Raw genomic sequence first — 8041 nt, forward strand, 5'->3', positions numbered from 1 at the left:
TGCCGGAGCCAACCCCGGGGGGGGGGGGGGGGGCGGCCGGGCGGGGGGGGGGGGGGGCGGGGGGGGGGGGGGGGGCGGCCTCCCCCCCCGCCCCCCCCGCCCCCGCCCTCACCTGTCCTGCCGTGCCCTCCCCTGCCCTGCTCTGCCCTGCCGCGGACGGTCAGCCGTCCAGCGACTCGATCGTCGCGTGGGAGGGGGCCCGCGTCGCCTGCAGGCCGCGCGCCACGTCCTCCGCCGCACTCAGCACCCGCACCGCGTTCTTCCAGGTCAGCTTGGTGAGGTCGGCCCTCGACCAGCCGCGGTCCAGGAGTTCCGCGATCAGGTTCGGGTAGCCGGAGACGTCGTCGAGGCCCTCGGGGGTGAAGGCCGTGCCGTCGTAGTCGCCGCCGATGCCGAGGTGGTCGATGCCCGCCACCTCGCGCATGTGGTCCAGGTGGTCGGCGACCGTCGCGACCGTGGCGGTCGGGCGGGGGTGCCGTTCCTCGAAGGCACGGTGGACCTTCATGGCCTCCGCCGTGGTGTCGAGGTGGTGGAAGCCGTGCGCGCGCAGGTTCGCGTCGGCCGCGGCCGTCCAGTCCACGGCCGCCTGGAGCACGAACTTCGGCACGAACGTCACCATGGCGATGCCGCCGTTGGCGGGCAGCCGCTCCAGGACGTCGTCCGGGATGTTGCGCGGGTGGTCGCAGACGGCCCGCGAGGAGGAGTGGGAGAAGATCACCGGGGCGGAGGACGCGTCCAGCGCGTCCCGCATGGTCGTCGCGGCCACGTGGGAGAGGTCGACGAGCATGCCGAGCCGGTTCATCTCCCGCACGACCTCACGGCCGAACGCCGTCAGGCCGCCGCACCTCGGCTCGTCGGTGGCGGAGTCCGCCCAGTCCACGTTGTCGTTGTGGGTGAGCGTCATGTAGCGCACCCCGAGCGCGTACAGGCCGCGCAGGGTGCCCAGGGAGTTGGCGATGGAGTGGCCGCCCTCCGCGCCCATGAGCGAGGCGATACGCCCCTCCGCGCGCGCCGCCTCCATGTCGGCGGCGGTCAGCGCCCCCTTCAGGTGCCGCGGGTGGCGGTCGACGAGCCGCCGTACGCAGTCGATCTGCTCCAGCGTCGCCGGCACCGCGTCGGGCAGGTCCGCGCGCACGTACACCGACCAGTACTGCGCGCCGACGCCGCCCGCGCGCAGGCGGGGGATGTCGGTGTGCAGGTGGGTGTGCTGGTCGGTGGCGATGTCACGGGCGTCGAGGTCGTAGCGGACCTGCTCGCGCAGCGCCCAGGGCAGGTCGTTGTGGCCGTCGACGACCGGGAACTCGCGCAGGAGCTCACGGGCCTGCTCCAGCGGGGTCATCGGCGTCACTTCCCGAAGCCGAAGCCGCCCGCGGACCCGTCGACCTTGGCCCGCAGCCTCTTGCCCTTCTCGGTGGCCTGGTCGTTGAGGTCCTGCTGGAAGTCGCGCATCCGGGCGAGCAGGTCCTCGTCGTGGGCGGCCAGGATGCGGGCGGCGAGCAGGCCCGCGTTGCGGGCGCCGGCCACCGAGACGGTGGCGACCGGGACGCCGGCCGGCATCTGCACGATCGACAGCAGGGAGTCCATGCCGTCGAGGTACTTCAGCGGCACGGGCACGCCGATGACCGGCAGCGGGGTGACGGAGGCGAGCATGCCCGGCAGATGGGCGGCGCCGCCCGCACCCGCGATGATCACCTTCAGCCCGCGGTCGGCGGCCTGCTCGCCGTACGCGACCATCTCGCGCGGCATGCGGTGCGCGGAGACGACGTCGACCTCGTAGTCGATCTCGAACTCGTCGAGGGCCTGGGCGGCGGCCTCCATGACGGGCCAGTCGGAGTCGGACCCCATGACGATGCCTACAACCGGGCTCATTCGGTGATCGTGCCTCTCAGGTAGCCGGCAGCGTGACGGGCGCGCTCCAGCACGTCGTCGAGGTCGTCGCCGTAGGTGTTGACGTGTCCGACCTTACGGCCGGGCTTCACGTCCTTGCCGTACATGTGGATCTTGAGCTGGGGGTCGCGGGCCATGCAGTGCAGGTACGCGGAGTACATGTCCGGGAAGTCGCCGCCCAGGACGTTCACCATGACCGTCCACCGGGCGCGCGGGCGCGGGTCGCCCAGCGGCAGGTCGAGGACCGCGCGGACGTGGTTGGCGAACTGGCTGGTGATCGCGCCGTCCATCGACCAGTGGCCCGAGTTGTGCGGGCGCATCGCCAGCTCGTTGACGAGGATGCGGCCGTCGCGGGTCTGGAACAGCTCGACGGCGAGGTGGCCGACGACGCCGAGTTCCTTGGCGATGGTCAGGGCCATCTCCTCGGCCTGGAGCGCGAGGGCCTCGTCGAGGCCGGGCGCCGGGGCGATGACCGTGTCGCAGACGCCGTCGACCTGCTGCGACTCCACGACCGGGTAGGCGACGGCCTGGCCGTGCGGTGAGCGGACGACGTTGGCGGCGAGCTCGCGGACGTAGTCGACCTTCTCCTCGGCGAGCACGGGGACGCCGGCGCGGAAGGGGTCCTCGGCCTCCTCGACGGAGCCGACGACCCACACCCCCTTGCCGTCGTAACCGCCGCGGACGGTCTTGAGGACGACGGGGAAACCGTCGCCCTCGGCCGCGAAGGCCGCCACGTCCTGCGGGTCGCTCACGATCCTGTGCCGGGGGCACGGGATGCCGATCGCGTCCAGCTTGGCGCGCATCACGCCCTTGTCCTGGGCGTGCACGAGTGCGTCCGGGCCGGGGCGGACGGGGATGCCGTCCGCCTCCAGTGCCCGGAGGTGCTCGGTGGGGACGTGCTCGTGATCGAAGGTGATCACGTCGCAGCCCCGCGCGAAGTCACGCAGCGTCTCCAGGTCGCGATAGTCGCCTACGACGACGTCGCTCACCACCTGGGCCGCGGAATCCTGGGGAGTGTCACTGAGGAGCTTGAACCTGATGCCCAACGGGATGCCCGCCTCGTGTGTCATACGAGCGAGCTGACCCCCGCCGACCATGCCGACTACCGGGAACGTCACGCACCTAGGGTATCGGCCCCGCACGACGGCCGGATTCCGCGCCTCTCACCCAGCCCTTTCCCGCCTCTTACCGTCCCCTTCCGGTCCCGCGTCCGGCCGGAATCCGACCGGTGGGGTTCACCACAGGAAACCTGCGAGGGGGGTGGTTAGCATGGCTGGGTTGACGAAACCGACACCCGGACGGGGGCCTGTACGACCATGGGACATGGTTCCTCGGGGCAGGGGCGGCTACGGAGACTCGTCCACGAGCTGGCCAAGTTCGGCGCTGTGGGCGGAGCGGGTCTCCTGGTCAATCTCGGCGTGTTCAACCTCGTGCGGCACGTCACCGACCTGCCGGTGGTGCGGGCCAGCGTCATCGCGACGGTCGTCGCCATCGCCTTCAACTACCTCGGGTTCCGCTACTTCGCGTACCGCGACCGCGACAAGAGCGGGCGGACGCGGGAGCTGTCGCTGTTCCTGCTGTTCAGCGTGGTCGGGCTGGTCATCGAGAACGGGCTGCTGTTCCTGGCGACGTACGGCTTCGGGTGGGACAGCCCGCTGCAGAGCAACGTGTTCAAGTTCCTCGGGATCGGGGTCGCCACGTTGTTCCGGTTCTGGTCCTACCGGACCTGGGTGTTCCGGGCGCTTCCCCTGCGGGAGGCCGAGTCGATGCTGGCGGCCGAGCCCCGCGAGGCGGAGCCGAAGCAGCGGGTCGGTTGAACGGCGCCCGGTGCCACGGCCGGGGCGGTCGGGCGGCTCACGGCCCGGTGACGGTCACCTGACCGTCGGCGCCTCGACCGCCGCCGTCTTCTTCTCCGGCGGGGTCCGGGACAGGAACAGGCCGAAGACCGGGGGCTGGGCCTGGAGCATCTCCAGGCGGCCGCCGTCGGCCTCGGCGAGGTCGCGGGCGACGGCGAGGCCGATGCCGGTGGAGTTGCGGCCGCTGATGGCCCGCTCGAAGATGCGGGCGCCGAGGTCGGCGGGGACGCCGGGACCCTCGTCGGTGACCTCGATGACGGCCTGGTTGCCGGTGACACGGGTGCGCAGGGCGACCGTGCCGCCGCCGTGCATGAGGGAGTTCTCGATCAGCGCCGCCAGCACCTGGGCGACGGCGCCCGGGGTGCCCACCGCCTCCAGGTGGCGTTTGCCGGAGCTGACGATCGCGCGGCCCGCGCTGCGGTAGGCCGGGCGCCACTCGGCGAGCTGCTGCTGGATGACCTCGTCGAGGTCGAAGGTGACGGCGGAGCCGGTGCGGGGGTCGCGGGAGTTCGTCAGCAGCCGCTGGACGACGTCCGTGAGGCGTTCCACCTGCGTGAGCGCGATGGTGGCCTCCTCCTTCACCGTGTCCGGATCGTCGGTGAGGGTGATCTCCTCCAGGCGCATCGACAGGGCGGTGAGCGGGGTGCGCAGCTGGTGGGAGGCGTCGGCGGCCAGGCGGCGCTCGGCGGTGAGCATGCGGGCGATGCGCTCGGCGGAGGAGTCGAGGACGTCGGCGACCCGGTCCAGCTCGGGGACGCCGTAGCGCTTGTGGCGCGGGCGGGGGTCGCCCGAGCCGAGGCGTTCCGCGGTCTCGGCGAGGTCGGTGAGGGGGGAGGCGAGCCGGTTGGCCTGGCGGATGGCGAGGAGCACCGCGGCGATCACCGCCAGCAGCGCCACCAGCCCGATGATCAGCAGGGTGCGGCCGACCTCCCGGGTCACGGAGGAGCGCGGCTCCTCTATGACGACCGTCTCGCCCTCCTCGCCCTGCGCCTCACCGCGGATGACGTCGCCCTCGGGCTCGGTGCCGACCTGGATGGGCCGCTGTCCGGGGATGCGGATCTCGGCGTAGCGGTCGTGGGTGACCTGGTCGCTCAGCACGGCCGCGTCGACGGCCCCCGCGCCCAGCAGCCGGCTGTCCACGATGCTGGCCAGCCGCGCCGCCTCCAGCTCCACCCGCTCCTGGGCGCTGTTGCTGATCGTGCGCGTCTCGACGATGACGAGGGACACCCCGAAGACGGCGATCACGACGAGCACGACCGCGAGGGTGGACTGGATCAGACGGCGGCGCACGGTGCCCTCCGGGCGGTGGCTTCATGACGAGCGGTGGTGCAGCGCCCCTTCCAGGGGCGCGGGGCTGTGCCGATGCGCGGCTCCGCCGCGTGGGCCCGACCGGCCCACACCTGGCCGGCCCGCGGTCGCGGACGGGCCGTGGACCCCACGGCGGTGACGCGAACGGCGGAAGCCCTCAGCTTTTCTCGAAACGGAACCCGACACCCCGCACGGTGGCGATGTACCGGGGATTCGCCGCGTCATCGCCGAGCTTCTTCCGCAGCCAGGAGATGTGCATGTCCAGCGTCTTGGTCGAGGACCACCAGGTGGTGTCCCAGACCTCCCGCATCAGCTGGTCCCGTGTGACCACCCGGCCGGCGTCCCGCACCAGCACCCGCAGCAGGTCGAACTCCTTGGCAGTCAGCTGGAGCTCCTCGTCGCCCATCCAGGCCCGGTGCGACTCGACGTCGATGCGCACGCCGTGGGTGGCGGGTGGCTGCTGGGGCTCGGCGGAGCCGCGCCGCAGCAGCGCCCGGACGCGGGCGAGCAGCTCGGCGAGACGGAAGGGCTTGGTGACGTAGTCGTCGGCGCCCGCGTCCAGCCCGACGACGGTGTCCACCTCGTCGGCGCGCGCGGTCAGGATCAGGATCGGCACGGCGTGCCCCTCGGAGCGCAGCCGCCGGGCCACCTCCAGGCCGTCCATGCCGGGCAGGCCGAGGTCCAGCACGACCAGGTCGACGCCGCCCTGGATCCCGGCGTCGAGCGCGGACGGTCCGTCCTCCCGCACCTCGACCTCGTACCCTTCCCGGCGCAGTGCGCGGGCCAGCGGCTCCGAGATGGACGCGTCGTCCTCGGCGAGCAGTACACGGGTCATGAGCCGATGGTAGTCCGCACGGAGCACGGCCAGAGGTGTGATGCGAGCCCCGGTTTCTTACCCGCGGACATACCGGACGACCGGTTCTCCCCCACCTGGCCGATCTTGGTCCGAACCTCTGGTCCAGAGATGTCATCCTGGTACGGACCTTGGAATCGCGGCTACGGTTCCGTGATCACCTGTGATCCCTATCTCAAGTCCTTCCATATCAGGCACTGTGCTGACGTATGGTGAAACAACGCCTGTAGCACGCAGGGACCTTCGGCGCTGGACTTGGCGCTGAGGGTCTCTTTTGTGTGCGGGCCGGTGCCCCTGCCCCGGCCTGGAGAGGAATGACCTGTGGCCGGGCCCCCGACGTGCGGGGCGTGGATCCCGGTGGTCGCCGTCCGCCACTCCGAGACCCGGAGCGGACTCCCCGTGGGCGTGGGGTGGACGGGCCGATCACGCCGGTGCCGGCCGCCCCAACCGGGCGCGTAACGCTCCACTCGCGCGTCCCGACCAGCAAGGAACGACCATGGCGTCCAGCCTGACGAAGGACTCGGCCCGTCCGGGCACACCCGGATCCGGGAAGACCTTCTTCGGCCACCCCCGCGGACTGGCCACTCTCTTCATGACCGAGATGTGGGAGCGGTTCTCCTACTACGGCATGAAGGCTCTGCTCCCGCTGTACCTGGTGGCACCGGGCGGCCTGCACCTGAGCGCGGCCACCGCGACCGCGATCTACTCGGTGTACCTGTCCCTCGTGTACCTGCTCGCCCTCCCCGGCGGCTGGTTCGCCGACCGTGTCCTCGGCCCCCGCAAGACGGTCGCCGTGGCCGGCGCGATCATCATGCTCGGCCACCTCACCCTGGCCCTGCCGAACTCCGGCACCTTCTACGCGGGTCTCGGCCTGGTCGCCATCGGTTCGGGTCTGCTGAAGGCCAACATCTCCACGATGGTCGGCCACCTCTACGAGGGCCCGGACGACCCGCGCCGTGACGGTGGCTTCACCGTCTTCTACATCGGCATCAACCTCGGCGCCTTCGCCGCCCCGCTGGTCATCGGCACCATCGGCGAGAACGTCAACTGGCACCTGGGCTTCGCGCTCGCCGCGCTCGGCATGGCGCTGGGCCTGGCCCAGTTCCTGATCGGCGGCCGCCACCTCAGCTCCCGCTCGGACGTCGTGCCGACCCCGATGACCGACGCGGAGAAGACCGCCACGCTGCGCAAGGCGGGTCTGTGGGCCGCCGTCGCCGCCGTCTTCTACGCGATCGTCGGCTTCTCCGGCCACTACACACTGAACTGGCTGCTGGTCCCGATCACGATCGCCGGCCTGGTCATCCCCGTCGCGGTCATCGCCCGCATCAAGCGGGACAAGGAGCTGGACCGCGCCGAGCAGTCGAAGATGTCCGCGTACATCTGGTTCTTCGTCGCCGCCGCCATCTTCTGGATGATCTACGACCAGGGCGGCTCCACGGTGTCGCTGTTCGCCGACTCCTCGGCGGACAACAGGATCTTCGGCTGGGAGTTCCCGGTCTCCTGGTACCAGTCGGTCAACCCGGTGATGATCATGGCTCTGGCGCCGGTCTTCGCCTGGGCGTGGCTGGCGCTGGCCCGGCGCGGCAAGGAGCCGAGCACCGCGACGAAGTTCGCGATGGGCCTGGTCATGATCGGCGCGTCCTTCTTCCTGTTCCTCGCCCCGCTGGCGATCGCCGACGGCGGTCACAAGGCGGCCGCGCTGTGGCTGGTCGGCATCTACTTCGTCCAGACCATCGGTGAGCTCACCCTCTCCCCGGTCGGCCTGTCGGTCACCACGAAGATGGCGCCCGCGAAGTACGCCTCGCAGATGATGGGTGTCTGGTTCCTGGCCGTCACCGCCGGTGACGCCACGACCGGCCTGCTCTCCATCGCCGGCGTCGACCTCAACAAGACGGGCATCGTGGCCTTCCAGGCCGTGCTCGCCGTCGCCGCCGGTGCGGCGGTGTGGATGTACCGCAAGCGCGTGAAGGAACTCATGGGCAACGTCAACTGAGGCCCGCGGGCCCGGCTGACGGCGGAGGCCGCCCCCCCCCCCGGGGGGGGGGGGGCCCCCCCCCGTGCCCGGCACCGGGGGGGGCGCCCCCGCCCCCGCGGGGGAGGGGGCGGGCCGCAGCGCCCGCGGCGGCAGGCGCCGACC

7 protein-coding genes are annotated in these 8041 nt (G+C 71.7%); 2 read left to right on the forward strand and 5 right to left on the reverse strand.

Annotated features, from left to right (window positions below; genetic code table 11):
* Positions 1-160 precede the first annotated feature (160 nt).
* The 3 genes from ACIHAR_RS13230 to ACIHAR_RS13240 are packed head-to-tail and all read right to left on the reverse strand — an operon-like array spanning position 161 to position 3005.
* Positions 161-1339 (reverse strand): dipeptidase, encoded by a 1179-nt coding sequence (locus ACIHAR_RS13230; protein ID WP_400019205.1) that lies wholly within the window; start codon positions 1337-1339, stop codon positions 161-163.
* A gap of 5 nt (positions 1340-1344) precedes the next feature.
* Entirely contained in the window at positions 1345-1869 is a 525-nt protein-coding gene (gene purE, locus ACIHAR_RS13235; protein WP_365468984.1) for a 5-(carboxyamino)imidazole ribonucleotide mutase, read from the reverse strand.
* Positions 1866-3005 carry a 5-(carboxyamino)imidazole ribonucleotide synthase gene (locus tag ACIHAR_RS13240; protein ID WP_400019208.1) on the reverse strand — a complete coding sequence of 380 codons (1140 nt, stop codon included), beginning with the start codon at positions 3003-3005 and terminating at the stop codon, positions 1866-1868. The genes purE and ACIHAR_RS13240 overlap by 4 nt, the downstream gene beginning before the upstream one ends.
* Before the next feature lie 198 nt (positions 3006-3203).
* On the opposite strand from ACIHAR_RS13240, the gene ACIHAR_RS13245 reads away from it, so the two are divergent.
* A complete protein-coding gene (locus tag ACIHAR_RS13245) occupies positions 3204-3704 on the forward strand; it encodes a GtrA family protein (protein WP_365468979.1) in 501 nt (166 codons plus the stop codon).
* 54 nt (positions 3705-3758) lie between these two features.
* Here the strand turns inward: ACIHAR_RS13245 and ACIHAR_RS13250 are convergent, their stop codons facing one another.
* Both ACIHAR_RS13250 and ACIHAR_RS13255 read right to left on the reverse strand, forming a co-directional pair.
* Positions 3759-5033, reverse strand: coding sequence for an ATP-binding protein (locus ACIHAR_RS13250; RefSeq protein ID WP_365468977.1), 1275 nt, complete (start codon positions 5031-5033; stop codon positions 3759-3761).
* Positions 5034-5208: 175 nt separating this feature from the next.
* Positions 5209-5886, reverse strand: a complete 678-nt coding sequence (locus tag ACIHAR_RS13255) for a response regulator transcription factor (protein ID WP_365468974.1) — start codon at positions 5884-5886, stop codon at positions 5209-5211.
* A 514-nt stretch (positions 5887-6400) separates the two neighbouring features.
* On the opposite strand from ACIHAR_RS13255, the gene ACIHAR_RS13260 reads away from it, so the two are divergent.
* Positions 6401-7897 carry an oligopeptide:H+ symporter gene (locus tag ACIHAR_RS13260; RefSeq protein ID WP_400019211.1) on the forward strand — a complete coding sequence of 499 codons (1497 nt, stop codon included), beginning with the start codon at positions 6401-6403 and terminating at the stop codon, positions 7895-7897.
* Positions 7898-8041: the final 144 nt, after the last annotated feature.

Source organism: Streptomyces sp. NPDC052016 (assembly GCF_044548445.1).
GTDB lineage: Bacteria > Actinomycetota > Actinomycetes > Streptomycetales > Streptomycetaceae > Streptomyces.